The sequence below is a fragment of the Bradyrhizobium sp. AUGA SZCCT0431 genome (assembly GCF_018131065.1).
Lineage (GTDB): Bacteria > Pseudomonadota > Alphaproteobacteria > Rhizobiales > Xanthobacteraceae > Bradyrhizobium.
This window is the reverse complement of record NZ_JAFCLR010000025.1, coordinates 1-25,926: the sequence shown is the minus strand read 5'-3', so window position 1 is coordinate 25,926 and position 25,926 is coordinate 1. Positions and strand designations below refer to the sequence as shown.

The 25,926-nt window shown below is 63.4% G+C and carries 28 protein-coding genes and 1 tRNA gene; 16 read left to right on the top strand and 13 right to left on the bottom strand.

The genetic code is table 11. The annotated features are described in order from the left end of the window. Positions 1-47 precede the first annotated feature (47 nt). Genes JQ567_RS23405 through JQ567_RS23395 form a run of 3 tightly spaced genes read right to left on the bottom strand, consistent with a single transcriptional unit; the run spans position 48 to position 3,938 of the window. Positions 48-686: a 2-dehydro-3-deoxy-6-phosphogalactonate aldolase gene (locus tag JQ567_RS23405; protein WP_212440987.1), complete on the bottom strand. Its 639-nt coding sequence runs from the start codon at positions 684-686 to the stop codon at positions 48-50. Positions 687-699: 13 nt separating this feature from the next. Continuing rightward, entirely contained in the window at positions 700-1,608 is a 909-nt protein-coding gene (locus JQ567_RS23400) for a 2-dehydro-3-deoxygalactonokinase (protein WP_212440986.1), read from the bottom strand. After that, entirely contained in the window at positions 1,548-3,938 is a 2,391-nt protein-coding gene (locus JQ567_RS23395; RefSeq protein ID WP_212440985.1) for a xanthine dehydrogenase family protein molybdopterin-binding subunit, read from the bottom strand. Before JQ567_RS23395 ends, JQ567_RS23400 begins: the two co-directional genes overlap by 61 nt. A 219-nt stretch (positions 3,939-4,157) precedes the next feature. Between JQ567_RS23395 and JQ567_RS23390 the strand changes: the two genes are divergently transcribed. Next, positions 4,158-4,331, top strand: coding sequence for a hypothetical protein (locus JQ567_RS23390; RefSeq protein ID WP_212440984.1), 174 nt, complete (start codon positions 4,158-4,160; stop codon positions 4,329-4,331). A gap of 83 nt (positions 4,332-4,414) precedes the next feature. Here the strand turns inward: JQ567_RS23390 and JQ567_RS23385 are convergent, their stop codons facing one another. Next, positions 4,415-5,341, bottom strand: coding sequence for a DMT family transporter (locus tag JQ567_RS23385; RefSeq protein ID WP_212440983.1), 927 nt, complete (start codon positions 5,339-5,341; stop codon positions 4,415-4,417). Between the two features lie 158 nt (positions 5,342-5,499). On the opposite strand from JQ567_RS23385, the gene JQ567_RS23380 reads away from it, so the two are divergent. Then, positions 5,500-5,874: a helix-turn-helix domain-containing protein gene (locus tag JQ567_RS23380; protein ID WP_212440982.1), complete on the top strand. Its 375-nt coding sequence runs from the start codon at positions 5,500-5,502 to the stop codon at positions 5,872-5,874. Between the two features lie 167 nt (positions 5,875-6,041). Here JQ567_RS23380 and dinB read toward each other — a convergent pair whose 3' ends face one another. The 4 genes from dinB to JQ567_RS23360 all read right to left on the bottom strand — a co-directional run bounded on the left by dinB (position 6,042) and on the right by JQ567_RS23360 (position 11,017). Further along, complete coding sequence (gene dinB / locus JQ567_RS23375) at positions 6,042-7,289, bottom strand: DNA polymerase IV (protein ID WP_212440981.1); 1,248 nt, start codon at positions 7,287-7,289, stop codon at positions 6,042-6,044. 109 nt (positions 7,290-7,398) lie between these two features. Then, complete coding sequence (locus JQ567_RS23370) at positions 7,399-8,598, bottom strand: adenylate/guanylate cyclase domain-containing protein (protein WP_212440980.1); 1,200 nt, start codon at positions 8,596-8,598, stop codon at positions 7,399-7,401. Between the two features lie 128 nt (positions 8,599-8,726). Further along, entirely contained in the window at positions 8,727-9,737 is a 1,011-nt protein-coding gene (gene pdxA / locus JQ567_RS23365) for a 4-hydroxythreonine-4-phosphate dehydrogenase PdxA (RefSeq protein WP_212440979.1), read from the bottom strand. Then, the gene (locus JQ567_RS23360; RefSeq protein WP_312017452.1) at positions 9,734-11,017 is read right to left on the bottom strand and encodes a four-carbon acid sugar kinase family protein; all 1,284 of its coding nucleotides are present in this window, start codon (positions 11,015-11,017) and stop codon (positions 9,734-9,736) included. Before JQ567_RS23360 ends, pdxA begins: the two co-directional genes overlap by 4 nt. 411 nt (positions 11,018-11,428) lie before the next feature. Here JQ567_RS23360 and JQ567_RS23355 point away from each other — a divergent pair, with 411 nt between their 5' ends. Together JQ567_RS23355 and JQ567_RS23350 are read left to right on the top strand one after the other, a co-directional pair. Further along, positions 11,429-12,601, top strand: a complete 1,173-nt coding sequence (locus tag JQ567_RS23355) for a patatin-like phospholipase family protein (protein WP_249165660.1) — start codon at positions 11,429-11,431, stop codon at positions 12,599-12,601. A gap of 48 nt (positions 12,602-12,649) precedes the next feature. After that, positions 12,650-13,267, top strand: coding sequence for a PepSY domain-containing protein (locus tag JQ567_RS23350; RefSeq protein ID WP_212440977.1), 618 nt, complete (start codon positions 12,650-12,652; stop codon positions 13,265-13,267). A 128-nt stretch (positions 13,268-13,395) separates the two neighbouring features. Here JQ567_RS23350 and JQ567_RS23345 read toward each other — a convergent pair whose 3' ends face one another. Then, a complete protein-coding gene (locus tag JQ567_RS23345) occupies positions 13,396-14,088 on the bottom strand; it encodes a DUF2270 domain-containing protein (protein ID WP_212440976.1) in 693 nt (230 codons plus the stop codon). A gap of 551 nt (positions 14,089-14,639) precedes the next feature. Then, positions 14,640-14,716: transfer RNA gene (locus JQ567_RS23340), tRNA-Pro, on the bottom strand. 68 nt (positions 14,717-14,784) lie between these two features. Here JQ567_RS23340 and JQ567_RS23335 point away from each other — a divergent pair. From JQ567_RS23335 to JQ567_RS23320, 4 genes are all read left to right on the top strand, one after another. Then, positions 14,785-15,777 carry an L-threonylcarbamoyladenylate synthase gene (locus JQ567_RS23335; protein WP_212440975.1) on the top strand — a complete coding sequence of 331 codons (993 nt, stop codon included), beginning with the start codon at positions 14,785-14,787 and terminating at the stop codon, positions 15,775-15,777. 24 nt (positions 15,778-15,801) lie between these two features. Next, complete coding sequence (locus JQ567_RS23330; RefSeq protein ID WP_212440974.1) at positions 15,802-17,229, top strand: FAD-binding oxidoreductase; 1,428 nt, start codon at positions 15,802-15,804, stop codon at positions 17,227-17,229. A gap of 8 nt (positions 17,230-17,237) precedes the next feature. Continuing rightward, on the top strand, positions 17,238-17,687 hold the full coding sequence (locus JQ567_RS23325) for a GNAT family acetyltransferase (RefSeq protein ID WP_212440973.1): 450 nt from the start codon (positions 17,238-17,240) through the stop codon (positions 17,685-17,687). Between the two features lie 75 nt (positions 17,688-17,762). Further along, positions 17,763-18,344 (top strand): GDP-mannose pyrophosphatase, encoded by a 582-nt coding sequence (locus tag JQ567_RS23320; protein WP_212440972.1) that lies wholly within the window; start codon positions 17,763-17,765, stop codon positions 18,342-18,344. A 155-nt stretch (positions 18,345-18,499) separates the two neighbouring features. On the opposite strand, the gene JQ567_RS23315 is transcribed toward JQ567_RS23320, so the two are convergent. After that, positions 18,500-19,258: an SOS response-associated peptidase gene (locus tag JQ567_RS23315; protein ID WP_212440971.1), complete on the bottom strand. Its 759-nt coding sequence runs from the start codon at positions 19,256-19,258 to the stop codon at positions 18,500-18,502. A 62-nt stretch (positions 19,259-19,320) separates the two neighbouring features. Here JQ567_RS23315 and JQ567_RS23310 point away from each other — a divergent pair, with 62 nt between their 5' ends. The 5 genes from JQ567_RS23310 to JQ567_RS23290 all read left to right on the top strand — a co-directional run bounded on the left by JQ567_RS23310 (position 19,321) and on the right by JQ567_RS23290 (position 21,862). Next, positions 19,321-19,836, top strand: coding sequence for a hypothetical protein (locus JQ567_RS23310; protein WP_212440970.1), 516 nt, complete (start codon positions 19,321-19,323; stop codon positions 19,834-19,836). Between the two features lie 110 nt (positions 19,837-19,946). Next, complete coding sequence (locus tag JQ567_RS23305; RefSeq protein ID WP_212440969.1) at positions 19,947-20,366, top strand: NUDIX hydrolase; 420 nt, start codon at positions 19,947-19,949, stop codon at positions 20,364-20,366. A 54-nt stretch (positions 20,367-20,420) separates the two neighbouring features. Then, positions 20,421-20,798, top strand: a complete 378-nt coding sequence (locus JQ567_RS23300) for a TIGR02301 family protein (protein ID WP_212440968.1) — start codon at positions 20,421-20,423, stop codon at positions 20,796-20,798. 1 nt (position 20,799) lies between these two features. Continuing rightward, positions 20,800-21,504 (top strand): HAD family hydrolase, encoded by a 705-nt coding sequence (locus JQ567_RS23295; protein WP_212440967.1) that lies wholly within the window; start codon positions 20,800-20,802, stop codon positions 21,502-21,504. Between the two features lie 91 nt (positions 21,505-21,595). Next, positions 21,596-21,862 (top strand): hypothetical protein, encoded by a 267-nt coding sequence (locus JQ567_RS23290; protein ID WP_212440966.1) that lies wholly within the window; start codon positions 21,596-21,598, stop codon positions 21,860-21,862. A gap of 129 nt (positions 21,863-21,991) precedes the next feature. Here JQ567_RS23290 and JQ567_RS23285 read toward each other — a convergent pair whose 3' ends face one another. Further along, entirely contained in the window at positions 21,992-23,326 is a 1,335-nt protein-coding gene (locus tag JQ567_RS23285; protein WP_212440965.1) for a dihydroorotase, read from the bottom strand. A 161-nt stretch (positions 23,327-23,487) separates the two neighbouring features. Here JQ567_RS23285 and JQ567_RS23280 point away from each other — a divergent pair, with 161 nt between their 5' ends. From JQ567_RS23280 to JQ567_RS23270, 3 genes are read left to right on the top strand one after another with little or no spacing between them, the layout of a single operon-like run. Then, positions 23,488-24,369 (top strand): folate-binding protein YgfZ, encoded by an 882-nt coding sequence (locus JQ567_RS23280; RefSeq protein ID WP_212440964.1) that lies wholly within the window; start codon positions 23,488-23,490, stop codon positions 24,367-24,369. 10 nt (positions 24,370-24,379) lie between these two features. After that, positions 24,380-25,006, top strand: a complete 627-nt coding sequence (locus tag JQ567_RS23275) for a DNA-3-methyladenine glycosylase I (RefSeq protein WP_212440963.1) — start codon at positions 24,380-24,382, stop codon at positions 25,004-25,006. Between the two features lie 11 nt (positions 25,007-25,017). Continuing rightward, entirely contained in the window at positions 25,018-25,626 is a 609-nt protein-coding gene (locus tag JQ567_RS23270; RefSeq protein ID WP_409363629.1) for a hydrolase, read from the top strand. 62 nt (positions 25,627-25,688) lie between these two features. On the opposite strand, the gene JQ567_RS23265 is transcribed toward JQ567_RS23270, so the two are convergent. After that, on the bottom strand, positions 25,689-25,926 hold a 238-nt coding region (locus JQ567_RS23265; RefSeq protein ID WP_212440962.1), incomplete at its 5' end, for a hypothetical protein.

Genomic DNA, 25,926 nt, shown 5'->3' with positions numbered 1-25,926 from the left:
GATGGCGCGTTGGGCGATGAGGGCGAAGCCCGCAGCCGTTCGCTGAATTATTTCTGTTCCCGCATCGCCAAATCGTAGGCGCGGATCGTTGCCCTGGCGCGTTCGGCTACTTCGGCCGCGGTCATGCCCGGCTTGTAAAGGCTGGTGCCGAGACCGAAGGCGTGAATTCCGGCCTTGGTGTACTCCGCAAAATTCTTGTCGGAGATGCCGCCCACGGCGGCGATCATCAGGCCTGCGGGAAGAACGGCGCGGATCGCGGTTATTCCCGACGCGCCCAGAATACCGGCCGGAAAGAATTTCAGCGCAGAAGCCCCGGCCTTCGCCGCCAGCAGCGCCTCCGTCGCCGTAAACACACCGGGCATCGTGACCATGCCGCGGTCCCAGGCGCTGGCAATGACTTCGGCGTCGACGTTCGGGGAAACCATCAGCCGCCCGCCAACGTTATGGAGCCGCTCGACATCCTCCGGCGTCAGCACGGTGCCCGCGCCGATCAGGATATCGGCGGGAGCCTTCTTGACCGCGATCTCGATGGAGCGGAACGGATCCGGGGAGTTGAGCGGGATCTCGATCGCCGTCATGCCGTTTTCGATCAGCACGTCGACGATGCCCTCGGCCTCTTCGGGTTTCACGCCGCGCAGGATCGCGACCAGCGGACGCTTCATCGGCGGGAATGGAACAGGGTTCACAAATTTGGTCCTTCTATAAAGTCCAGATGGCCTTGGCAGCCAAGGCAAGACCGCGGCGGACCGCATCATCGGAATCGATGGATTGGACCGCAACGGAAAGACTGTCAAACGCCAATCGATACAGCGCCTCGAGCCTGCCTGACGCGACCAAAGTGATGTCGCGTCTCGACCGATCGCCGGCCAGTCCCGCCGCCAGTTCGAGGCCGATCAGGGTTCCCGATATTTTCTCGCGGGCCGAGGCCGGGCTGCCGCCAAATAGAAGCTGACCCGAGCGCACCTGGAACAGCAAATTGGCCGCAAATGCAGGCGCCTCAAAGGCGGCAACGACAGCCGATCTGAAGGCCTGGGTATCCACGGCTTCGCCCGCGTTCGCCACGGCCAGCGACAGGATCGTCCCTTGCGATACGGCGCTGAAGAGTTCGCCGGTCATGAACGTGGTGAAGCGTTCGACGGTCCCACCACGCACGCTCGCCCATTTCGAATGGGTGCCGGGCATGCAGACCAGCGCTTCACCATCTGCGCCGAGGGCACCGAGCAACTGGGTCTCTTCGCCCCGCATCACGTCCGGCGCTTTGGGGTCGCGCTGCGCGATGCCTGGAAGGATGCGGATATCGCGGGATTGACCGGGAACCGGGACGGCACGCTGCAGGATGGATGTGAGGCTTGCCGGCGTATCGATATATCCCGCTTCAACCCAGCCCTGCCGGGCGCCCGCCATGCCGCAGATGATGACAGGCAGGTGATCGGCGGCGCCGACGGCATCGAGATGCGACTGCAACACGGCGGCAAAGCCGATCTTGGCGGCCGCCATCATGCCTTCATCGCTGCGTCGTTCCGCCAGCACGTCGCCGGAGCTTTCCATCAGCCAAAGCCGGAAGCTGCTGGTGCCCCAATCGACGGCGACATAGGCGGCCTGGCCCATTTCGAAATCCGTCCTGATGTTCGTGCTTTCTGTATGGCGCTCCACACCAGATACGGCGTCGCCGGCATGTCCAGTTCATTGATACCGAGCGGTGACAAGGCATCGAGCACGGCGTTCATGATGGTTTGCGGCGCGGCGATGCTGCCGGCCTGCCCGGTTCCTTTTACGCCGAGCGGATTCGATTTGGTCGGCGCCGATTCGTTCAGGCCGCCGGCAAAATTCGGCAGGTCCTGCGCGCGCGGCAGCGTGTAGTCCATGAAGGAGCCGCTGAGCAGCTGCCCCTCGGGATCGAACACGATGTGCTCCAGCAGCGACTGTCCGATGCCTTGCGCCACCCCGCCATGCACCTGGCTGAGCGCCACGCGCGGATTGATGAGGCGGCCGAAATCATCGACGATGGTGTAGCGATCGAGCCGCACGACGCCGGTATCGGGATCGATCTCGACTTCCGCGACATGGCAACCGTTCGGAAAATTGTAGAGCTCGGAACTGTTGGTCGCGCTTCCCTCAAGCCCCGGCGTCAATCCCTCCGGCAGATTGGCGGCATCCCGTGCGGCATCGGCTACCTTGCCGATCTCGATGGCGCGCTCGGAGGATTTCACGACAAAGCGGCCATCGACAAACATCACCTGGCCGGCGGGCGCCTGCAGCAGATGCGCTGAAATCAGCCGGCCCTTCTCGATCAACCTCTCAATCGCCATCACCAAAGCGGTACCGCCCATATGCATCGAACGCGCGCCGCCATGGCCGTTGCCGCCCGGCAGAAAATCCGTGTCGCCCTGCTGGAAGCGGAATGCATCGATCGGCAATCCGAGCAGGTCGGCCGCGACCTGCGGATAGGCGGTCTCGTGGCCCTGACCGTTGGACTGCGTACCGACCGCCAGCGACACCGTACCGTCGGCCTCGAACGCGGCCCGCGCCATTTCCAACGGCACACCGCGGGACGTTTCGAGAAAGCAGGCAATCCCGAGGCCGCGCAGCAGGCCGGCCTTGTCAGATTGTTTGCGCCGCTTGCGAAAACCGTCGCGATCGGCGAGCGCGACCGCGTCGTCCAGATTGGCCTTGAAGCGGCCGCCGTCGATCTTCATGCCCATCGCGGTGCGATGCGGAAACCTGCTGACGATGTTGCGGCGGCGCAATTTGACGGCGTCGATGCCGGTTTTGATCGCTGCAAGATTCACCAGCCGCTCGATCAGATAATTGGCTTCGGGCTTGCCGGCGCCGCGATAGGCGTCGATCGGCGGCGTGTTGGTGAAAGCGCCGCGCACTTCGTAAAACACCGAGGGGATGTCATAGACGCCGCCGATCGCGCTGCCGGCCGCATTGGTGGAGCTGATCGGGCCGCTGGTCGACAGATACGCGCCCATATTGGCGACCGCCTTCACTTCCAGCGCGAGAAACCGGCCGTCGGTGTCGAGTGCGAGCCGCGCACGGGAAAAGAAATCGCGGCCATGCGCCGAGCTGACGAAATCTTCTGATCGTTCGCAGACCCAGCGGACCGGGCGGCCGAGCTTCCTTGCGGCCCACAGCACCAGCACATATTCGGGATAGACATAGTTCTTCATCCCAAAACCGCCGCCGACATCAGGCACCACCACGCGCAAGCGCTCGAGCGGAATCTTGAAGACGGCGCTAGCTAGCACCTTGCGGGTGTCGTGGACGGCCTGACCGGTCACCGACAGCAGAAATTGATCCGTCTTGCGATCATGAAAGCCGATCGCGGCGCGCGTCTCCAGGGGAGCGGCCACGACGCGATTGTTGAACAGGTCGCATTCGACGATATGCGCGGCCTCTGCCATTGCCAGGTCAACTGCCGCCGCGTCGCCCCTATGGAATAGGAAAGCGGAATTGCCCGGCGCCTCCTTCCAAAGCAGCGGAGCGTCCGGCTTTAGCGCCGCGGTCGCCATGGTGACGCAGGGCTTGGGCTCATAGGCGATGTCGACCGCTTCGGCGGCCGCCACCGCCGCCTCCAGCGTCTCCGCCACAATGAGGACGACGGGATCGCCGACATGCCGCACGAAATCACGGGCCAGCGCGGGGCGCGGCGGCGCGATGATCGGCTCGACCGCGTCAATCACGGTGACGCAGGGCAATTCGCCGATCCCGTCGGCCGCGAGGTCGGCCTCGGAAAGCACCGCCACGACGCCGGGGAGCGCGCGCGCCGCGTCCAGACCGAGCTTGACGATGCGGGCGAAAGCATGAGGCGAGCGGACGACATGGGCGTGCAGCACATCAGCCACGCGATCATTGGCGACATAGGTCCCGCGCCCGGTGAGGAAGCGAACATCTTCCAGCCGGTTCAGGGACTTGCCTTGATAACGATCGCGCAACCACTCACCTCCTTGGCGAAGCAACAAGGGTTATATTGGGCGCTTGCGGAGACCGCCACCCTCCTTGCCCCGTCGAATTTGGGTTGCCGGCGCTGTCGGCGGCCTCGCGCACCGTTCGAAGGTGTGGGGGCAGGCCGAATATCCGGCCTGTGCTCGCCATCACAGAATGCGTGCCTCGCCTGCGCGACAAAGGGCGCTGATCAGCAACAGGAGATGGAAATGATCACCCAGGAACGCGAAACCGACCTGCTTTCAGGTGAAAGCAGTCAGCTTTCGATCGTCGAACTCGACGCCGTGTCCGGTGGAAGGATTCGGTGGATCGATATTCACATGCCCTACAAGGACTTCATCAAAATGCCGGTGAGCGGCCCTGCGCCGACACGATACGCTTGAGGGTGGATCTCCGAAGGCCGGGTCCGATCTGGACCCGGTCGATTGGGCAGGACCAAGCGGACATCCCGAACCGAGGTGTTCCTCTAGCGGGCCGGGCCCGACGACGTCTGCCGGGCCCAATTCCTGTTGGCCGAGACGACACCGGTGCCAACCAGGATCCCGACGAGAACGAGGGCCATACCGGCGACCAGCTCCACCGTCAGCGATTCGCCGAGCATCGCGATGCCCAGCGCCATCGCCGTGATCGGATTGAGCGTCAGGTACAACACGGTTGTCGTCGGCGGCAGCCAGCGCAATGCCCACATGAAAAGCGAAAACTGCAGAACACCGGCAACTGTGCCAAGAAACACCACCGCGATCCATCCTTTTGTACTGAGCGCCGGCAGAGCAGCGCTGCCTTGCTGGAGACCAACAACCGGCAACAAGACAGCGACGGCGAATGCCATCGCCAATGCCGTGACGAAAATCGGCCCGTGGCGCATCAGGGTTGCGCGGCTGAAAACGGAGTAGATGGCGGCGCAGAAGACGCTCAGGAGCATCAGGGCGTCTCCGACCATGTAATCGGTATTTCCCCGCCCGAATGCAGCGGTGCCAAACGCCACGGCGATGCCTGAAAACGCCAGCACGACACCTGCCACCTTCGCGGTGGTCAGCTTCTCTCGGCCGAAGGCAGCTGCGACGATCAGGGTCTGGATCGGTATCGTCGCCAGACCAACCGCGCCACGCGCGGCCGGCACGTACTGGAGCGATGCATTGAAGGCCCAGGGAAAAAGCACAAAGAACAGAATCCCGAACCCGGCGATCTTTGCACACTCGGATAGCGCAAGGCCGCCGCGCGGCCACATCGCCAGCAGAAACGGCGCAAAGCAGGCGATCGAGATCAGATAGCGGTAGAAGACCAGCGAGATCGGGTCGATCTCTCCAATGACGGAGCGCGTGGCAACGACGGCAGCCCCTGCGATCAAGGCCGCTGCCGCCGCGGCAGCATGGGCGAGTACGATTCTGTTCATGACGTCGCCACCTCGATCAGCCGCCCGGCGGCAGCCAGTCACTTTAAAATCGAAAGTTACACTAGCCATGACACTTTAAAAATGCAAGTCGGTCTGATAAATTGTCGAGGGACACCGTTCCGGGCAGGTTCGGTGCTGGAAAAGCGGGCACGTTCGCCATGGCAAAACATGACTTCCGATCGACATGCTCCATCGCGCGTGCGCTGGAAGTCGTGGGCGACAAGTGGACCCTGCTCATCGTTCGTGACCTGATGTGGCACGGCAAGCAGACCTTTCAGGCGCTGCAGGACAGCGCTGAACGCGTCCCGTCCAACATTCTCTCCGAACGGCTCAAGCGGCTTGCGGAATGGGGCCTGGTGAAACGCGAGCCCTACCAGCAAAACCCTGTCCGATACGCCTATCAGCTGACCGACGAAGGAAAGCGCCTGGAGCCCGTCCTGCTGCAGATCATGAATTGGGGCCACGAGCACCTCGGTGGGGGGCGCTACGACCCGAAATCAGGCAAGAGCTGGAAAGCGCGAACCGGGCTTTAAGCGCGCGACTAGAGCCTTTTCCGTTCCGATGGAATCGGAACGGAGCTCTAGATTCTTGTTTTGACGCGTTTTCTTGACGCGAACCGGTATCCACTTCGCTGGAAAACGCTCTAGTTCGATCTGTCGCTGGATCGCTCCCGGCAACGCTTTCGTATTGAGGAGGAAGTTCACAGGTCCTTTTCGGCGAGTTTGCGAAACGCGTCGGGAACGGAAGAAGAGACGCCCAGCGCCACCGATCCGTAGCCGATCGAATCCCATCCGAAGCGATCGCGGATTTTATCGACCGCATGGTCAGCCGCCCCACGTGCCATGCCTCTTTTGGTGCCGGGGCGGCGTGCTTCATCGTCAAGTCCGAGCGGGAGCTCGAGCTCCACATCCCGCTGCTCTCCAAGATGCGATACGGAAATCGCCAGGAGCGAAATGGTTTTCTCGTGAGGATGATCGGCGAGGACAGCGCGCACCAGCTCCTCGGCGACCTCGGCCAGAATCAGGGTCGCGGAGACCGGCGCGTCGAGCGTGACCGAACGCGTGACTGAGTTCAGATTGGCGAAGCGAACGCGGACCGTCACGGTCCGCCCAGGCCTGGACTTGGCGCGCAGCCGGCTGCCGATTCGGTCAGCAAGGTGAAGCAAGGTGGATCGAACAACCCGCTCTTCGGCGGGTTTCCTGCCAAGCGCCGATTGCGCTCCTGCCGATCGAGCCCGGCGGTGAGTCTTGATTTCCCGTGGATCACGATTCCACGCCAGCGACGCGAGTTTCGTCCCTGCCGCGGAACCAAGCACCCGCTTGAGCGAACATCCCGGTGTCGCTGCCAGTTGCCCGATCGTGAGCACGCCGATTTCGGCCAGCCGTGTCCGCGTCGCCGGACCCACGCCCCACATCAGCTCGACCGGCAGGTGGTGAAGGAATCTGAGCTCCGTATCGGGATCGACAACGACGAGCCCATCGGGTTTGGCCACTTGCGAAGCAATTTTCGCCAGATGCTTGGTGCGCGCGACACCGACCGAGATCGGAAGGCCAAGCTCCGCGCGCACGCGTTGGCGGATGGCCATCGCGATTTCGGCAGGCGGACCGAACAGATGGGTGCAGCCCGCGACGTCGGCAAAGGCCTCGTCGATGGAGATCCGCTCGACGAGGGGCGTGAAATCGCCGATCACCTTGATGGCGGCATCGCCCAGCCGTTGGTATTCCCTGAAATGCCCGCTGACAAAAATGAGGTGCGGACAGAGTTCGCACGCTTGCCGTCCGGGCATGCCGCCGCGGACACCGAAGGCCTTGGCTTCGTAAGACGCGGCAAGCACAACCCCACCACCGACGGCAATGGGTTTGCCGCGCAGCGATGGATCAAGCAGCTGCTCTACCGAGGCATAGAAAGCATCCAGGTCCGCATGGAGGATGGTGGCTGTCGTTGCCATCCGACCGTTCGCCCATGACGTTTCGACGAGGTTCTCGCAGAGAGAACATAATGAGAACAAGAACGCCTTGTGTCAAGCGATCGGAGACGCGCGGGCGTAGATCGGGCATTCAGCCGTGATACGCAAACAGCTCGATCGGGTCATTGAAGCCGCGCACCGGATGTTCACCGACGCGCTCGAGATCGAAATCGCCTTCGACAGAGTCGGCGAACGCGCGGGACAGCAGCACCGTTTTCCCTAATTGTTTGGTGAGGGCTTCAAGACGCGAAGCCATGTTGACCGCCGGACCGATAACCGTGAAGTCGAGCCGGCTGCGCGACCCGATATTGCCGTACATGACGTCGCCGACGTGGACGCCGATGCCGTAGTTCAGCGGCGCACGGCCGGTTTCGCTGTTCTTTTCGTTCAGCGCCGTCATGGCCTGACGGGCCTCAGTCACGGCATGCAGCAGATTTGCACAGGCCGAGGGCTGGCTGAGCGGAAAAATGGCGAGCAGACCGTCGCCGATGAATTTCAGTATTTCGCCGCCATGCCGCGCGATCGGCTCCGACATCGCGTCGAAATAGCCGTTCAGGAGATCAATGACGTCATCGCGCGGCCAGTTGTCGGAGATCCGGGTGAAATCACGCAAGTCGCAGATCATGATGGCGGCGCGTACCGTGGTCCCGGTTCCGCGCCTGGTGGCGCCCGCCAGAATGAGCTCGCCGGCATGCGATCCGACATAGGTTTCCAGTAGCGTACGCGCCAGCCGGTTCTTGACCCGGATTTCGCTGACCAGCGCCAGCACCGGCAACAGTTTCAACAGGCCTGCGATATGCGCGGCGTCGAAACCGCCGGACCGGTCGGTTGCGAAGGTCACGATGTGCCGCTTGCCGAGCGTATGATAGAGCGGCCACGCCACATAGTCGGTCAGGCCTTTCGCCCGCATCTCGTCATAGACGGCGTGCTTGCGGCCCAGCGAGGGATCGCGCTCGAGATTTTCGCGTACCTCGGTGACACCGTCATGGATTTCGTTGGCAGGACTGCCGATATATTCGGATCGCTCCTGAACATCGTAGTCCACTCTCGCAATCTCGGCCTCGCGCATCCCGTCTTCCCACCTGATCCGGGCGCCAAGCCATTGCGGATGGTGGATCAGGATATGAAGCGACGCCCGTTTGACGGGAATGCCGGCTTGCTGGAGCCGGACACAAAGCTCACCGAAAATATTGTCGATGAAGCGCTGATCGCGCGTGCCGTTGGTCAGCCAGTGCACGACGTCACCGTCAGGATGCGCTGTGACGGGATCGATATTAGGCGGCGCGTCCATATTTTCTCCTGAGCGGTGACGTGGATCGACAGTGCGGGGATATGTCGTGTCCCCGCTCGACGACGTCAATGGAGCCTCCGCAATTTGCCTGCGCGATCAGGAGCGCCGGATTAAACACCCATACTTAGTCACACACGATCGCGGAGATCCGCGTCCGGCGCCAGATCGGCCGCCTGCCGCAGCGCCTCGATCAGGCTGCGCTCATCCGCGATACCCTTGCCCGCAATGTCGAAAGCCGTGCCGTGATCGACCGAGGTCCGGATCATGGGCAGGCCGACCGTGATGTTAACACCCGCTTCCAGCCCGAGTACCTTGATGGGGCCGTGACCCTGATCGTGGTACATGGCAACCACCATGTCGTAATCGCCGCGGCCAGCCAGGAAGAACAGCGTGTCCGCCGGCAGCGGGCCGCGTACATCCCAGCCACGGCGCTGGCAGGCGTCAATCGCGGGCGCGATCTTCGCCGCTTCCTCGCCGCGGCCGAACAACCCGTTTTCGCCGGCATGCGGATTGATCGCACAAACACCAATTCTTGGATTGGCGATGCCGGCGCGTACCAGTACGCCGTGTCCGCGCGAGATCACGCGTTCGACGAGGCCGGGCTCGATCTTCTCGATCGCATCGAGTAGACCGATATGCGTGGTGACGTGGATGACGCGGAGCTTCGATGACACCAGCATCATCGAGACTTCGGGCGTTCCGGTGAGATGCGCCAGCAATTCGGTGTGACCCGGAAATTTGTGGCCGGCTGCGTGAAGAGCTTCCTTCGACAGCGGCGCAGTGCAGATCGCCTGCGCGCCGCCTGCCTGCACCACCTCGACGGCCTTTTCGATGCAGCGATAGGCGACCTCACCTGCTGCTGCCGACACCTGGCCGAACGGCAAATCGTCCGGCACCAGTTTCAGGTCCAGGCATTGCACGGCGCTTGCGGCAAAGTCCGCCTGCTTGGCATCGCCGAGTGCATCGACCGCAACCGACGCGCCGACAAGCCGGCCTGCCTTGCGCAGCCGGTTGGCGTCGCCGATCACGAGCGGATTGCAGATCGCCCGCGTCGCCTCCTGGGCCAGCGCCTTCATGATCACTTCGGGCCCGATGCCGGCGGGATCGCCCATCGTGATCGCAATCGTCGGGCGGCTCATGCAAAACTTCCTCTGGTTCGAACGGCGTGAAGGCGCTCGTTGATGCGTACAAGACTATCCTCGTCGCCGAATGCGCCCGCCTTGGTGACGACAGGAACGGACAGCGGGCCCAGCGTGAGGCCGAGCGACACGCCGGGTTCGATCTCGTCGGCAAGACGGATAGCGTTGACGCCAAGGCCCGACAAGAGCGCTGCCGCGGTTTCGCCGCCCGTTGCCGCAATCGCACCGATCACGGGCGCGGCGACTTGCAGCGCTGTCGCGAGATTGTGGGCCAGAAGCGGCCCTACCGACATGTTTGGAGAATCGTTCAGCGATATCTCGACGAGAGCATCGCCACCATCAGCGAGACGCGCCATCACTCCGGAAGCAAGTTCCGCGCGATCGACATCATTTCCAGCCAGGGCTTTCAATTCGACCGGAAAATATGCGGCGGTTCCCGTCTCCCTCAAGCGGCGTGCCGCGACACGGGAGGCAGCGGCGAGCGAACCGACGACGGTGAGCGTTCCGAACTTGCTGGCGGGAATACGCAGCGCTTCGCTGCCGCCACGTCCCTCCAGATTCGCCAGCGCATGCGCAAGACCCGCGCTGCCGATGAAGACGCTCGCAGGCGATGCATGCAGCCCCGCCTCCGCGATCAGGGCCAGATCATTCTCGGTCTCGGCGTCACAGATGGCAACCACGGTGGCCGACCGATCCGCCATCGTTGCGAACCTGGCTCCGAGATCGCCCCCACGCACAGCGGCAAGCGTGACCTTCTCGCTGCAAATTCCGGCGGCCGCGAGAATGTCGACGAGATCGGCATTTGGATAGGTGTGATCGCGCCGCCACAGCTCGGTTTCTTCCAAGGCCGCGCCGTGAACGAGGACCCGGCCATCGACGGTGGTGCGGCCGGTTGCCGGAAAGGCTGGTGCCAGCACGCCAAATATCCGCTCGGCCCCTGACTTCAGATGGGCAAGCGTCGCGGCCAGTTCCGCCGCGGGCTGTCCTCGCAACGTTGAATCGATCTTCTTGAACAGCGCACGTTCGGACATCGGCAAGCGCGCCAGCACGCCGAGATGGCGCGCCACCGCGGCTTCGGACGAAAGGCCGCGGCTTGCGACGTCATGAGCCCAAACAGCTGCCTGGCGATGCGACGGCTTTGTGGCGTCACCCCACGTCACGACCGCCTCACGCCCCATCCTGCCGAACGCAATGGCGCAGTCGGCGGCTCCGGTCAGATCGTCTGCAAGGATCAGCCAGTGACGGGCCATCCTTGCGCGGTCGGTGATATGCTTGGTCACTCCCAGACCCTACCCTATTTGCCGTCTGCTGCAGTGCGCAGGCTGAATCCTTTCACCAATCCGTTAAGGTATTTTGATACCGTATACATGATCCGCTATTGACTTTTCAGTCAGCCAACTTTAGTAAGTGATTACTCACTTGATTGGTTCGGATGTGTCTTATGGCGTCAAAACGGCCCTTTTTCCGGCGGTGCGTCCGGATGCGTGTGACGGAATCCGGTCCAGGCCGGAGCGGCGAGAGCCGCCGCCGTCCAGCAATCGCCGGCGCCTGACGGAGCGAATGGTCGCCGCATCCCGATGGGCCGAATGGCGAAGCGACTCCCGATACGCGGCGGGTTGCCCCTGAGCGCTCACTTCCAATCCGGAAATGTCATGAACTGCATCGGTCTTCGGACATCCGTAGCCTTGGCCATGGTTTCAGCGCTCAGCCTTCTCACCGCCGGATGTTCGTCGCTGCCGAGGACGCCGCACAGTGTTGCGGAGGCATCCTCCGCGCGCGTCCTCGATCTGACGGATTTGCGCCGCTACGCCGACGAGCCCGCCGCCACATTCCGGCAATATCCCGCACAGGCCATGCTGCGCGGACCCCGCACCTACCTTGCGTTATCCGGTGGCGGGGCCGACGGCGCCTATGGCGCCGGTGTGCTTATCGGCTGGACCGAGACCGGCAGCCGTCCCTCGTTCTCGATCGTGTCGGGTGTCAGCACCGGCGCGCTCATCGCGCCATTCGCGTTTCTCGGTCCCGGCCATGACGCGACCTTGCGTGAGCTCTACACCAGCGGCATCGCCGAGAGCCTTCTCGACGCACCGAACCCGTTCAATGCCATCTTCGGGGCGGGCCTGTTCGGCAACGCCCGGCTGCGCGAACTGGTGGCCAAATATATCGATGCCGACTTCGTCGCGTCGGTCGCAGCCGAACACGCCAAGGGGCGGCGACTGCTCGTCGTCACGACCAATCTCGATTCGCAGCGCACCGCGATCTGGGACATGGGACGCATCGCCTCGCTCCGCACGCCCGCAGCATTGAACCTGTTCCGGGACGTCGTCGCCGCATCGGCGAGCCTGCCCGTCGTGTTTCCGCCGATGCTGGTGAGCGCGGAAGCCAACGGCAAGCGTTTCGAGGAGATGCACGTCGATGGCGGCGTGACCGCGCCTGTCCTGACGCTGCCGGAGGCCTACCTGCTGCACGATGCCAAGCCGGGCAAGCTGGACAATCTGCAGCTCTACATCCTGATCAACAACAAGGTCGAGCGTGAATTCAAGCTGGTTCGGAATGCCACTGTCGAAATCGCCGCGCGGTCGTCGTCGACGATGACGAAAATCCAGACCCGCTCGATTCTGTACAGCACCTATATCTTCGCCCGCCGCAACAAGTTCGGATTCAACCTGACTTACATCGAAGGCGATCAGCCGGCTTCGCCGACCTCCGGCTTCGACACCGCCTATATGCGCGCGCTGTTCCAGTACGGTTACGACAGGGCGCGCGGCAACCGTGTCTGGTCGGTATCCCCTCCGCCAGACGAACTGGAACCTGCGCCGATGTCCGGCGTCTCAACCAGGCGGCATCTCGCCAGCGGCAATTGATAATCGCCCGACTTTCAATCCGGCACGTGCAAACAACGAAAGCAGCCGATGTCAAACAAGCAACGATTTGCGGTCATCCTTCTCTCCCTCCTCGCGCTTGCTCCACCATTTGCGATACCCCCGTTATCGGCCACGCAGGCAGCTCAGGAGGAAGGCGCAGAGGACGATCGCATCCACCAGGAGGCGGTGAGCCGCGAGCTCGAGGCATTCCGTGCGGCACAGCTATCGCTGCGCCAGGCGATGGGAATCGCTGAAAAGCGGCACGCCGGCTCGAGAACCGCGGATATCAGCTTCGATGGCGCGTCGGGCTCCCCGGTTTATCGCGTGAAGACAGTCCAGGATAACCGTGTCTGGGAACATGCGATCGATGCAAAAACCGGCGACACGATCGGCGCGGAAACAGTGTCGCACCTGAAGGACCTCAATCCGGACGACAGGAACAACGTCATGGCACTGCGGACCGTCCGGCAAGAGCTGTCGGACGCCGTCATCATCGCGGAACAAGTAGCGTCGGGACGAGCCATTGGCGGAAGCCTGATGGACGACAATGGCAAACTCAATTTCGTCATCGTCGTGGTGAGCGGCGGCAGCGATCTGAAGCAGGTCGTTCTCGAACCTCCGCAAGCAAGAGGCCGGGGATCGAACGCCCGCCACGGATCGCGATGATTCAATCACACCACGGCGAATACCAATTCGATTCCGCCGCTGCGTGAAGGTCGCGTAGAAAAAGTTCGCTGACATCGATTCGTTGCTTGCAGTCCCACCTCCAAGTTCGAAAGACATGCCTGCACGCCTCACACATGAGCATCGCCATGCGCGAGTTCGCCCTGACGGCCGCGCGTCCTCAATGCAGCGATGACGATCCAGCCGTAAAAAGCCAGCATGACCGCCGATATGATCCAGCCGGAAACCGGACCCACGCCGGCATTCCTGACCCAATCGTGGAAGGTGAGAGCCGGCGGGACCTCGCCGCTGAAGGAGGGAAAGGTCACTTTGAGCGCCCATGCGCCCAGCAGGATCAGGAATATCCAGATGTAGTTGCGTCGCAACCTTCGCGACACGGCCTCTGCCATCGACATCACGAATGTCGGCGCCAAGAGATCGGCAGCCATGATGCGCTGCCAGTCCTCCTCCGCTTTCACGCCGGGATCAAACAGCTTGGCGTAGTAATTGCGCTCCAGCCGGCGCACGCGAGACCGATAGACGTCGAAGAAGCGGTAGCGCCGCGACTCAATCATCAGCAGGAAGAATGCCAGCACCATCGCAAACATCAGCACGCTGTGGTGCGCATTCGACGTCGAAAGCGAGACCGAGAGCATCGCGGCGACCAGCGTAATGGCCCAATTGGTGGTCCGGTCGATGCGATCTCGCCATCCGGCCATGCGGGCAATCTCGGCCCGATGGAAATGAGCGAATGCAGTTATGAATTCGCTGGGAGATGAGGGAAAATAGATGCGACCGATTTCGCGTCCTTCCGGTTCCTGCATTTTCATCTCCCTGTTTCGAATTCATCACGGCGATCGGCCGGCAACAACGGCCAGCAGCGTGTCAGGCACCGATGCCTATCATCGATAAGCTCGCGATCGAGATCGACCGCATCGTACGCTTCGCTTGCCGGACGTGCAGGCCAGAATCCTCGACTTCGGTTTCGAGCCGCAGGGTGACACGACCGAACCCTTCGCGGCGTTTGTGAATGCCCAAGCGGAGCGCTGGGCAGCGGCCGTCACGGAAGCCAGGATCGAACCTCAGTAGCACCGGCGAGCGATTCGATGACGGCTTCATCATTGACGATGACGCATCTGGTGAAGAGGGCCGGTCTCGAGGACCGCATCAACGCAACGTTGATTCGCCATACGCTCGCAGAACGTCGCGCGGGTGCCCGGGCTCAACGTGCTCCTGACGGCCTTCTCCTGCACCATCGGGTGCGTGATAAAGACCGTCTCGTGCGCCCCGAAAATGCTGCGTGCATTTTGCGTGCAAAACCGGGATTTTTGGTCAATAAGAGGCCGCGAGAAGGTCGCGCAAGCCATTGATTTAATGGTCGGAGTGGCAGGATTCGAACCTGCGACCCCTGCGTCCCGAACGCAGTGCTCTACCGGGCTGAGCCACACTCCGACTAAGAACGCGGCTTATAGCTGCCGGTTTCGGTCACCGCAAGGCACCGATTTGAGGAATTAATCCCTGTGAATACAAGCCTGAAAACGTCGGTTTTGCCCCCCAGCGAGGCCGCGGTGGCCTCTGCAGCGCGTTGTTTGCGCGAAGGCGGGCTGGTCGCGTTCCCGACCGAGACCGTTTATGGGCTGGGCGCCGATGCCACCAACGCGGCCGCAATCGCCCGGCTTTACCAAGCCAAGGGCCGGCCGGCCTTCAATCCGCTGATCGCCCATGTCGGCGATCTCGCCGCGGCGCGCGAAATCGGCCGTTTTGACGCGGCCGCCTTGCGGCTGGCCGAGGCGTTCTGGCCGGGGCCGCTGACGCTGGTGCTGCCGAAGACCGAACAGTGCGCGGTCGCCGACCTCGCCACCGCAGGGCTCGAGACCGTCGCGATTCGGATACCGGCACACCCTGTGGCGCGCGACATCCTGCGCGTCTTCGGCCGGCCGGTGGTGGCGCCGTCGGCCAATCTGTCCGGGCACGTCTCGCCGACGACGGCCGCCCATGTGCAAAGCGATCTGGAGGGCCGGATCGACCTGATCGTCGATGGCGGCGCGGTCGCGGTCGGCGTCGAATCGACCATTGTCGGGATTTTCGACGAACCGATGCTGCTGCGCCCGGGAGGCCTGCCGCGCGCCGACATCGAGCGCGTGCTGGGCCGTGCGCTCGAGCAACCGCCTGCGGACGCCGAGAGCGACAGCGCCCAGCCGCTGGCGCCGGGCATGCTGGCGTCGCATTATGCTCCGAGAACACGTGTACGGCTCGGTGCAATTCAGATCGAGCCCGGCGAGGCGCTGCTGGCGTTCGGCAGCGATGCAGTTTCGGGAATTGACGCCGCCGCCGCGGTGATGAATCTGTCCGTACGCGGCGATCTCAGCGAGGCCGCCGCCAATCTGTTCGGCTATCTTCGCGCGCTCGACAGCAAGGCGGCGCAAACCATCGCCGTGATGCCCATTCCCAACGATGGACTGGGCGAAGCCATCAACGACCGGCTGCGCCGCGCCGCAGTCGGGCGGGAGTGAATCGGACGGGAGTGAAACCAGACCATGAATATCGTCCAGCCTGCCGCGCCACAGATTCCGCCCGAACTGATCGCGAAATTCCGCGCGATCGTCGGCGACAAATATGCGGTGACGGATGCTGCCGATATCGCGCCCTACGTCACCGAGGAGCGCGATCTGTTTCATGGGCGCTCGCCGCTGGTGTTGCGGCCGGGATCGACCGCGGAAGTGTCCGAAATCTGTAAACTCGCCACCGCGCATAAAATCGCGTTGGTGCCGCAGGGCGGCAATACCGGGCTGGTCGGCGGCCAGACGCCGCATAATGGCGAGGTCGTCGTCTCGCTGCGGCGGCTCGATAAAATCCGCGAGGTCGATGCCGCCTCCAACACCATGACCTGCGAGGCCGGGGTGGTGCTGCAGGTCGCCCAGCAGCGCGCCCGCGACGTCGACCGGCTGTTTCCGCTGTCGCTCGGCGCCGAAGGAAGCTGCACCATCGGCGGCAATCTCTCGACCAACGCGGGCGGCACGGCTGCGCTCGCCTACGGCGTGGCGCGCGAGATGGCGCTCGGCCTGGAAGTGGTCCTGGCCGACGGGCGGATCCTGAACTCGCTGTCGAAGCTGAAAAAGGACAATACCGGCTACGATCTGCGCAATCTCTTCATCGGCGCCGAAGGCACGCTCGGCATCATCACGGCGGCGACGCTAAAACTGTTCCCAAACCCGCGTGCGATCGAGACCGCCTATGTCGGCCTGCAATCGCCGGCGCAGGCGCTGAAGCTGCTGTCGATCTCGCAGAACGAGGCGGCCGGCAGCCTGACCAGCTTTGAACTGCTGGCCGACATCGCCGTGGATTTCAGCATCCGTCACGGCATCGACATCCGCGATCCCCTGGAGTGCAAGCACCCCTGGTACGTGCTGATGGAATTGTCATCCTCACGCGATGATGCCCGCGACGCACTGGAATCGATCCTGGCCAAGGGCATGGAAGAAGGCATCGTCGATGACGCCGTGATCGCGGCGAACCTCAGCCAGCGCTCGGCGTTCTGGAAGCTTCGCGACGAGATGTCGGCGGCGCAGAAGCCGGAAGGCGGCTCGATCAAGCACGACATTTCCGTGCCGGTCGCCGCCGTGCCTGATTTCATCGCAGAGGCCAACGCGGCGGTGGTGAAGTTGATCCCGGGCTCGCGGCCGGTGCCGTTCGGCCATCTCGGCGACGGCAACATCCATTACAATGTCAGCCAGCCGGTCGGCGGCAATACCGCGGACTTCCTGGCGCGCTGGCACGAGGTCAACGAGGTCGTGTTCGCGATCGTGTTGCGGATGGGCGGATCGATTTCGGCCGAGCACGGCATCGGCGTGCTCAAGCGCGACGAACTGCCCGACGTGAAAGACAAAGTCGCGATCGAACTGATGCGCAGCATCAAGGCGATGCTCGATCCCACCGGGATCATGAACCCCGGCAAGGTGCTGTGAACGCACCAGTGCCAAAGCCGCTTCCGCCACTCGCCATCGCGCCGATCGCGGACGCCGACATCCCCGCCGTCGTCGCGCTGTGGCAGGCCTGCGGATTGACGCGGCCGTGGAACGATCCGGAATCCGACATCGCGCTGGCGCGGCGCGGGCCGAATTCGACCGTGCTGATTGGCCGCGACGGCGGCGCCATCGTGGCGACCGCCATGGTCGGCCATGACGGCCATCGCGGCTGGGTCTATTACGTCGCGACTGATCCGGAACGCCGCGGCCGCGGCTATGGCCGCGTCATCATGAACGCGGCCGAGGATTGGCTGCGCGCAGCCGGCATGGCCAAGGTGCAATTGATGGTCCGGCGCGAGAACGCCCGCGCTGGCGCGTTCTACCAGTCGAACGGCTATGCCGAGGCGCAGACGATCGTCTTTGCCAAATGGCTCGACGGCCGCGAGCCGACGCCGTAGGCTTTTGTTTGACGCGTTTTCCTAGCGCGAACCGATTCCGACTTCGCTTGAAAACGCCATGTAACGGCAGGCACCATGACCATCTCCGACCGCATCCGCATCAAAGACGAGCGTGTCCTCTCCCATGCCCGGTACTTGTTGAAGAGCATCACGCTGGACTACCGCCGCGGCAACGGCGAATGGCAGACGCAAACCCGCGAAGTCTATGACCGCGGCAACGCCGCAGCCTTGCTGCCGTATAATCTTGCCTTGCGTACCGTGGTGCTGGTGCGGCAGTTCCGCTTGCCGGCCTACGTCAACGGCCATGACGATCTCCTGATCGAAGCCGCCGCCGGCATGCTCGACGATGCATCGCCGGAGGAACGAATCCTCGCCGAGGCCGAAGAGGAAACCGGCTATCGACTCCATGACGTCAAGAAGGTGTTCGAGGCCTTCATGAGCCCGGGCGCGGTGACGGAGAAACTGCACTTCTTTGTCGCCGAGTATGAAGCCTCGATGCGGATCGGCAGCGGCGGCGGCCTAGCCGACGAAGGCGAGGACATCGAGGTGCTGGAATTGCCGATCGATTCCGCACTCGCGATGATCGCCGACGGCCGCATCGCGGATGCCAAGACGATCATGCTGCTGCAATATGCGGCGCTGAATATTTTTCGGTAGGTGTCGCCTCGCCTCAACTGTCGTCCCGGGCTTGACCCGGGACCCATACCGCGTGATCTCTCGATGAAGGCTCGGTAGCAGAGACCATTCGCAAAACTTCTTCCTGGGGTTATGGGTCCCGGCCTTCGCCAGGCCTTCGCCGGGACGACGCGGAGTTAAAACAAGCTCCCCTGTCCTTCATCCTCCGGCGCCGCTGCCGCCTTGCGCACGGCCTTCTTCGGCTTCGGCTCCTCGGCCGCGCGCTCTTCTTCCGTGATCGGCAGCAGCAATTGCGCGTCGTCATTGGCGACGCGATTGACCCGCGTCGAAATCTCGTGCCAGGCGAATTCGCCTTCCGCGGGGCCGGTCAACAACGCCATGACGTCGTCGGCATCATTGGTCCGCCCGTCGAGCCAGCGCTCGAACTCCTCGGGGGCGATCGTCACGGGCACGCGGTGATGCAGCGCCGCCAGATCGCGGCTGGCCGGCGCGGTGACGATCGCAACGCTGTCGACCTCCTCGCCGTTCGGCCCCATCCAGGTCTCGGCCAATGCGGCAAAGCCGACCGGCTTGCCGTCGCGGCGGTGGATGAAGAACGGCCGTTTGCGGCCGCTCGAATCCTGCCATTCGTAATAGCCGTCGGCGGGAATCAGGCAGCGCCGCCGCTTGATGGCGTTCTTGAAGGCGGGCTTTTCCCGCACCGTCTCGGAGCGGGCATTAATCAGCAGCGAGAACTTGCGCGGGTCCTTGACCCAGGCCGGCACCAGGCCCCAGCGCATCAACCGGAAATGCCGGCCGCCATTCTCCAGCATCACCACCGGGATCGGCCGGGTTGGAGCAATATTGTACCGCGGCGGGAAATTGGGCTGCTCGGCATAGCCGAAAATCTGCCTAAGTGCCGCCGGCGGCGAGGTAATTACGAAACGTCCGCACATAATCTAACCCGAATGGGTGTCCGTTTAATCCCTTTTAACCCCAGTTGTTAACACTGGAACAGATGAGCTTACCGGCCGCCACAGCAGCGCGACCCGATCGCCCGACACCGCCGCCACGCACGGGCCCCATCGATGAGGCCCGCGCCGCGGTTCTGCGCGCCGCAAACATCAACCCCCGCACCGGGCTTGCCACCGACTATCTGAATCATTTCAACGAAGCCATCATGCTGCTCGAGATGGTTCCGGACATGCCGGAATGCGCCGAGGATTTTCTGACCTGGACCCCGCTGTCCTACGCCGAGCATTTCTGGGCTTCCAATTTCAAGGCCCGCGATCTCGCGATCGAGGCCTACGAATTGGCCGACCCCAAGATTCGCACCGAGTTCGACAACGTCGCCAACACCATGACCTCGATCCTGACCGCGGTAGGCTCGGCGATGCGCGAAGCCCGCCAGGACAAGACCCGCGCCACGCTCGCCGAGCAGGCCACCGGCTGGGTCAAGCCGCTGGTGGCGCTGGCCGGCGGTATCATCAACGGCGCCACCGAGGCCGACGTCGAAACCATCATGTCGAACTAGCCGCCTCAGCTCGGCCGTATCCGCACAAATCCGTAGCCCGCATTAGACCTTCCCGCATCGATCGGGCATGATCCGGCCCGAAACCGTCTTCCACTTTTCCGGAACAGGCCTTGGATTCCCTAGCCCCGCCCACCCGTCCCCAACTCGCCGTTAGCGGCGCGATCTTTCGCGACGGCAAGGTGCTGCTGGTCCGCCGCTCGCGCTCGCCGGGCAAGGGCTTTTATTCGTTCCCCGGCGGCCGGGTCGAATTCGGCGAATCGCTGCATACGGCGCTGCATCGCGAGGTCGACGAGGAAACGGGCTTGCGAATCGAGATTCTGGCGCTGGCCGGCTGGCGCGAAGTGCTGCCGGGAACCGGCGGCGGTGGGCATTATCTGATCATGTCGTTCGCGGCGCGCTGGACCGCCCGGGAGCCGGTCCTGAACGACGAGCACGACGATTTCGGATGGTTTGACCCCGATGCGCTCGGCGATCTCAGGCTCACCGGCGGCCTCCTGGAGGTCTTAGCAGCGGCACGGAAGCTGGTTTAGCGCCTTGCCACCGGCGCATTGAGGGGGCATATCGGGCGGGTTCTGGACCCCCAAATGCGCAAGCACTTTTTCGCCGTCCTCATCCTCATCTCGGCCTGCCATCTGGCGCCCGCGCGGGCCCAGGATGGCGCCGCGCCGTTCGACCGCGATTTGCAGCGGCTGGCCGAAATCCTCGGCACGCTGCACTATTTGCGTGGCATCTGCGGCAACAATGAAGGCGCGAAATGGCGCAACGAAATGCAGGCGCTGGTCGATGCCGAAACGCCTTCGGGCGAACGCCGCGCGCGCATGATCGCCGGCTTCAACCGCGGCTATAACGGCTTCCAGCAGACCTACCGCACCTGCACGCCCGCCGCCTCGATCGCGATTCGCCGCTACATCGAGGAAGGCTCGAAGATTTCACGCGATCTCACCGCGCGCTATGCGAACTGACATGCCCCTCGACGCTGTTTATTTCGACCTCGACGGCACGCTGACGGACCCCAAGCCCGGCATCACGCGCTCGATCCAGTATGCGCTGCAAAAGCTCGACCATCACAGCATCCCGACCGAAGACGAACTGACCTGGTGCATCGGCCCGCCGCTGCGCGCCAGTTTTGTCAGACTGCTGGGTGCGGAAGATTCCGCCGACCGCGCCGTGTCGCTGTACCGCGAGCGGTTTTCCGACGTCGGGCTGTACGAGAACGGCGTGTATGACGGGATCAGCGAAGTGCTGACGAAGCTCCGCCAGTCCGGCCACCGGTTGTTTGTCGCCACCAGCAAGCCGCATGTGTTCGCGACACGCATCGTCGAGCATTTCGGGCTGCGCCATCATTTCGAGCATGTGTTCGGCTCCGAGCTCGACGGCACCCGTGTCGACAAGTCCGATCTCCTGGAATACGCGTTGAAGACCGCTTCGGTCGATCCGGCCAGAACGCTGATGATCGGCGACCGCAGCCACGACATGATCGGCGCCAAGAACAACGGCATGCAGGCAATCGGCGTGCTCTACGGCTATGGCAGCAAGGACGAATTGATCGGGGCCGGCGCGCTGCATGTCTGCGCCACGCCGCAGGCCCTACTCGACTGCATTTCGCAGGATTTTTCCGCGGAACCCGCGACCCCATCAAATGCCGGGAGCGGCGTTAACCTTTCTTAAAGATGTGGCCTAGCAGGCCCTGCGGCGCATGCTACAGCTTAGCGATCAGATGCGCTCCGCTGGGGAACGCGCGCAACGTCTGTCGAGTTTCATGAGCCATCCTGCGTCTTATTCCATCGCCCGCGACCCGCTTCCCGATCACGAGCAGAAGCAGGCGGCGCTCAGCTACCTCCATGAGGCCTGGGCCGAGGCGCGCCACGATGGCGTCGACGGCGACTGCCTGGCGCAGGCGAGCCTGTTCACGGCGCTGGCCGAACTGGTCTCGACCTATGGCGAGGACGCGGTGGCGAAATTCGTCGAAGGCCTTCCCGCGCGCGTACGCAATGGCGAATTTTCGCTGTCGCTGGCGAGGCAGTAATCCATCTGCACACTCCGCTGTCATCGCCCGGCTTGACCGGGCGACCCAGCATTCCAGAGACGCCAGCGATTGAACCGATAGACCGCGGCGTACTGGGTCACCCGCCTTCGCGGGTGACGACACCCGATGCTACACCCTCAACGTCTCCAGGAACCGCACCGGCTCGCCGGTCGATGGCGTCGTCAGTTCGCCCTGCCACATCACCCGCTTGCCGCGCACGAAGGTGCCGACCGGCCAGCCGGTGACGCGCATGCCGTCATAGGGCGTCCAGCCCGCCTTCGAAGCCACCCATTTGTTGGTGATGGTCTCAGAGCGCTTGAGATCGACGACCGTGAAGTCGGCGTCGTAGCCCGCGGCGATGCGGCCCTTGGTCGCGATGTTGTAGAGCCGCGCGGGGCCGGCACTGCTGAGATCGACGAAACGTTGCAACGACAAGCGCCCGGCGTTGACGTGGTCGAGCATGACAGGCACCAGCGTCTGCACACCCGTCATGCCCGAGGGCGAGGCCGGATAGGTTTTCGCTTTCTCTTCCAGCGTATGCGGCGCGTGGTCGGAGCCGAGCACGTCGATGATGCCCTGCTCGATGCCGTACCAGATGCGGTCGCGGTGATCGGCCGAGCGCACCGGCGGGTTCATCTGGGCGTGGGTGCCGAGCCGCTCGTAGCATTCCGGCGCCACCAATGTGAGGTGATGCGGCGTCGCCTCGCAGGACGCGACATCCTTGTGGTCACGCAGATAGTCGATCTCCTGCTTGGTGGAGATGTGCAGCACGTGAATCCGTTTGCCGCTCTCGCGGGCAATATTGACCAGCCGCTGCGTCGCCATCAGCGCCGCGGTCTCGTCGCGCCACACCGGGTGCGAACGCGGATCGCCTTCGATGCGCAGCGACTTGCGCTCGTTGAGGCGGTATTCGTCCTCGGCATGGAAGGCGGCGCGGCGCTTGATGACCGCAAAGATCCGCCGCAGGCTTTCGTCGTCCTCGACCAGCAGCGCTCCGGTGGAAGAGCCGATGAACACCTTGACGCCGGCGCAGCCCGGCGCGCGTTCCAGTTCCGGCAGATCGGCGACATTGTCGCGGGTGCCGCCGATGAAGAACGAAAAATCGCAATGCATGCGATGATGGGCGCGCTTGATCTTGTCGCTGAAGGTCGCCTCGGTGACGGTCAGGGGATCGGTGTTCGGCATTTCGAACACCGCGGTGACCCCGCCCATCACGGCGCTGCGCGATCCTGTTTCCAGGTCTTCCTTCTGGGTCAGGCCCGGCTCGCGGAAATGCACCTGGGTGTCGATCACGCCGGGCAGGATGTGCAGGCCCTTGCAGTCGATCGTCTCGGCGGCGGACGCCTGCCCAAGCCCGCCGATCGCGGCGATCCGGCCATTGGTGATGCCGATGTCACGGAGGCCCTCGCCGTCCTGATTGACCACGGTGCCGGATTTTAGAATGGTATCAAATCGCTGATTCATCGGTCCTCGATGCCCGCTTTAGGCTGCCTCTCGGGCTTGTTGACGGCACCTTAGCGCCTTACGTTCCCATGTGATATCCGGCACCTTTGTTTCCCCAGGAACTTGAAGAGAACTTCCAGAGAAGTTCGAAGCAGAACCTCCAAAACAGGCCATTTCAGCGCATGAAAGCAGCGTTTCTTACCGACCGGGGCGTGGTCAAGGTTTCGGGCGAGGACGCCCGCAACTTCCTCAACGGCCTCGTCACGACCGACGTCACGCTGCTGCGGCCCGGCCTTGGCCGGTTCGGTGCGCTGCTGACGCCGCAGGGCAAGATCACCGCGGATTTCCTGATCACGGAGGCCCCTGATGGTCACGGCGGTGGGTTCCTGATCGATGTGCCGCGCCCGCTGGCAAAAGGCCTGACCGACAAGCTCGGCTTCTATAAGCTGCGCGCCAAGGTCGCGGTGGAGAACCTGTCCGACAGCCTCGGCGTGCTCGCGGCGTGGGACGGTGAGCCCGCGATGAAGCCTGATCTTTCGTTTGCCGACCCGCGCAATGAAACGCTGGGTTGGCGCATCCTGGTTCCCGAAGAGCTCAAGCAGAAGGTCGCCGATTTGATCGGCGCCGAGCTCGTCGATGAAGCCGCCTATGAGGTCCGTCGCGTCGCCGCGGGCGTGCCGCGCGGCGGCCTCGATTTCATGTACAGCGACGCGTTTCCGCACGAGACCAATATGGACCGCCTGCACGGCGTCGATTTCGAAAAAGGTTGCTACGTCGGGCAGGAGGTGGTGTCGCGGATGCAGCATCGCGGCACCGCGCGCACCCGCGCGGTTCGGGTCACGCTGGAAGATTTCTCGCCTGAGGCCGGCATCCCCGTCGTCGCCGGCGACAAGCCGGTCGGCACCATGGGATCGACCGCCGGCGGCCACGGCATCGCGCTGGTGCGGACCGATCGCGTCGCCGACGCGCTCGACGCCGGCCTGACACTGTCGGCCGGCGGGCTTGCGATCCGCCTCACCGATCCGAACGACGTGCGCACGCCGCCGAAGCAGACCGTCGCATGAGCAAAGTTCAATGAGCCGTTCCGCACGCCTGCACGCCGACGGCAAGACCCGCTGCCCGTGGCCGGGCGAAGATCCGTTCTACATGGCCTATCACGACACCGAATGGGGCGTGCCTGAGTATGACGACCGCGCGCTGTATGAAAAGCTGATCCTCGACGGCTTTCAGGCCGGCCTTTCCTGGATCACGATCCTGCGCAAGCGCGAGAACTTTCGCAAAGCCTTCGACGATTTCCAGCCGGAGAAGATCGCGCGCTACAGCGAGAAGAAAGTCCACGCGCTGATGAACGATGCCGGCATCGTCCGCAACCGCGCCAAGATCGAAGGCGCCGTCAACAGCGCCAAGGGCTATCTCAAGATCATGGAAGAAGGCGCGGGCTTCTCGAAATTCCTGTGGGACTTCGTCGACGGCAAGCCGAAGGTCAACCAGTTCAAGACCACCGCCAGCGTGCCGGCCTCGACGCCGTTGTCGATCAAAATATCGAAGGAGCTCGGCGCGCGCGGATTCAAGTTCGTCGGCCCGACCATCGTCTACGCCTTCATGCAGGCCACCGGCATGGTCAACGACCATCTGGTCACGTGCTTCTGCCACGAGACCTGCAGCGGACAACATCGCAAGCCCCGCCTCAAGGCCAAATGACGACAAGAAGGATGGCTGGCAAATCTTCCGATGTCTCGACCCGAGCCTGGCAGCGGATGCTGTCGGGGCGGCGGCTCGATCTGCTCGACCCCTCGCCGCTCGACATCGAGGTCGCCGATATCGCCCATGGCCTCGCCCGCGTCGCGCGCTGGAACGGCCAGACCAGCGGTGCGCATATCTTTTCGGTGGCGCAGCACACGCTGCTGGTGGAAGCCGTGCTGCGCGAGCAGATGCCGCGCGTCGATCTCAAATTCCGGCTCGCCGCATTGCTGCACGATGCGCCGGAATATGTCATCGGCGACATGATCTCGCCGTTCAAGGCTGTGATCGGCGGCGATTACAAGGTGGTGGAGAAACGCCTGCTGGCCGCGATCCATATCCGCTTCGGCCTGCCGCCGGTACTGGCGGATGCCATTACGCAGGCGATCAAGGCCGCCGACCGCGGCGCGGCCTATCTCGAAGCCACCCATCTGGCAGGCTTTGCCGAAGCCGAAGCCAAGCGTCTGTTCGGCAAAGACCCCGGCCTGCCCGAACCAACCGTGCGCGAATATCTGACGCCATGGACCGCAGCCAAGGCCGAGAAGCAGTTTCTGGCGCGGTTTGGCGCGGTCGCGTCGTAGGGGCGACGCATTCCGGTAGCGCCGCTGCACATTTCCGATTCGAATTTCAAAAAGCCCATTCGTCATTGCGAGCGAAGCGAAGCAATCCATCCTTTTCTTTGCGCGGCGAGATGGATTGTTTCGCTGCGCTCGCAATGACGGTGTCCTAGTCCTAAATACGCGTTCGCGATCTCGCGGCGCGTCGCGCCCGAGCTTTGCCAGAAATCTCCTTGCCCTCGAAAATGAGGGCGCAGGGAAGACCGGGTGCGCGCTGCACCCGCGGTCTCGCGTGCGGTTTGCACAAAACAAAATGCACACGAG

Excerpts from the sequence above, each read along its gene's own strand:
- JQ567_RS23270 (WP_409363629.1), top strand. The coding sequence starts at position 25,018 with ATGGCTGGCAAATCTTCCGATGTCTCGACCCGAGCCTGGCAGCGGATG.
- JQ567_RS23310 (WP_212440970.1), top strand. The coding sequence starts at position 19,321 with ATGAGCTTACCGGCCGCCACAGCAGCGCGACCCGATCGCCCGACACCG.
- JQ567_RS23350 (WP_212440977.1), top strand. The coding sequence starts at position 12,650 with ATGTCAAACAAGCAACGATTTGCGGTCATCCTTCTCTCCCTCCTCGCG.
- JQ567_RS23300 (WP_212440968.1), top strand. The coding sequence starts at position 20,421 with ATGCGCAAGCACTTTTTCGCCGTCCTCATCCTCATCTCGGCCTGCCAT.
- JQ567_RS23280 (WP_212440964.1), top strand. The coding sequence starts at position 23,488 with ATGAAAGCAGCGTTTCTTACCGACCGGGGCGTGGTCAAGGTTTCGGGC.
- pdxA (WP_212440979.1), bottom strand. The coding sequence starts at position 9,737 with ATGAGCCGCCCGACGATTGCGATCACGATGGGCGATCCCGCCGGCATC.
- JQ567_RS23345 (WP_212440976.1), bottom strand. The coding sequence starts at position 14,088 with ATGCAGGAACCGGAAGGACGCGAAATCGGTCGCATCTATTTTCCCTCA.
- JQ567_RS23290 (WP_212440966.1), top strand. The coding sequence starts at position 21,596 with ATGAGCCATCCTGCGTCTTATTCCATCGCCCGCGACCCGCTTCCCGAT.
- JQ567_RS23400 (WP_212440986.1), bottom strand. The coding sequence starts at position 1,608 with ATGGGCCAGGCCGCCTATGTCGCCGTCGATTGGGGCACCAGCAGCTTC.
- JQ567_RS23385 (WP_212440983.1), bottom strand. The coding sequence starts at position 5,341 with ATGAACAGAATCGTACTCGCCCATGCTGCCGCGGCGGCAGCGGCCTTG.
- JQ567_RS23315 (WP_212440971.1), bottom strand. The coding sequence starts at position 19,258 with ATGTGCGGACGTTTCGTAATTACCTCGCCGCCGGCGGCACTTAGGCAG.
- JQ567_RS23330 (WP_212440974.1), top strand. The coding sequence starts at position 15,802 with ATGAATATCGTCCAGCCTGCCGCGCCACAGATTCCGCCCGAACTGATC.
- JQ567_RS23380 (WP_212440982.1), top strand. The coding sequence starts at position 5,500 with ATGGCAAAACATGACTTCCGATCGACATGCTCCATCGCGCGTGCGCTG.
- JQ567_RS23295 (WP_212440967.1), top strand. The coding sequence starts at position 20,800 with ATGCCCCTCGACGCTGTTTATTTCGACCTCGACGGCACGCTGACGGAC.
- JQ567_RS23355 (WP_249165660.1), top strand. The coding sequence starts at position 11,429 with ATGGTTTCAGCGCTCAGCCTTCTCACCGCCGGATGTTCGTCGCTGCCG.
- JQ567_RS23275 (WP_212440963.1), top strand. The coding sequence starts at position 24,380 with ATGAGCCGTTCCGCACGCCTGCACGCCGACGGCAAGACCCGCTGCCCG.
- JQ567_RS23285 (WP_212440965.1), bottom strand. The coding sequence starts at position 23,326 with ATGAATCAGCGATTTGATACCATTCTAAAATCCGGCACCGTGGTCAAT.
- JQ567_RS23320 (WP_212440972.1), top strand. The coding sequence starts at position 17,763 with ATGACCATCTCCGACCGCATCCGCATCAAAGACGAGCGTGTCCTCTCC.
- JQ567_RS23390 (WP_212440984.1), top strand. The coding sequence starts at position 4,158 with ATGATCACCCAGGAACGCGAAACCGACCTGCTTTCAGGTGAAAGCAGT.
- dinB (WP_212440981.1), bottom strand. The coding sequence starts at position 7,289 with ATGGCAACGACAGCCACCATCCTCCATGCGGACCTGGATGCTTTCTAT.
- JQ567_RS23370 (WP_212440980.1), bottom strand. The coding sequence starts at position 8,598 with ATGGACGCGCCGCCTAATATCGATCCCGTCACAGCGCATCCTGACGGT.